General features: G+C 71.8%; 1 protein-coding gene. It reads right to left on the bottom strand.

Translation table 11 applies throughout. The features are described 5' to 3' along the window. Positions 1-369, bottom strand: a 369-nt coding sequence (locus tag JHD80_RS27125; RefSeq protein ID WP_199093680.1) for a cupin domain-containing protein, incomplete at its 3' end; no start/stop codon positions are given. Between the last annotated feature and the right edge of the window lie 74 nt (positions 370-443).

The following is a 443-nucleotide window of genomic DNA, read 5'->3' as shown; positions in this document are numbered from 1 at the left end:
GAAGCCGCAGGCCAGCGCCGTCTCTCCGATGCCGGCCTCGCCCGTGACGGGGCGCATGGCCTGCGGGGCGCAGGCCATGTCCGGGTCGGCATAGGGCGAGATGAAATGCGGCACATCGCGCGAGAGGAACACGCCGTCGCGCGGCTGCAGCTCCACCGAGGGCTGGCCCGGCAGGTGCAGCCAGCAGCGCCCGTCCAGGATCAGGTGAAAGCTGGCCCGCGCGCGCCCCGCCGTGGAGGCCCGCCAGCGCCCGCAGTACTGCCCCACATGGAACACGCTGGCGCGCCATTGCAGGCCGTTGAGCAGGCCGTCGATGACGCGATCGACCTGCGCTTCGGCCGCGCTGTCGGGGACTGGGTCGGGTAGCACGGTGGTACAGGCAAGGCAGTGGAGGGAATGCGGCCGGCCAGTATCGCCACGATGCAGGCGCGGGGGAACGAATC

It is taken from the genome of Allobosea sp. ASV33 (assembly GCF_016428755.1).
Lineage (GTDB): Bacteria > Pseudomonadota > Alphaproteobacteria > Rhizobiales > Beijerinckiaceae > Allobosea.
This window is presented reverse-complemented; position numbering and strand designations above follow the sequence as displayed.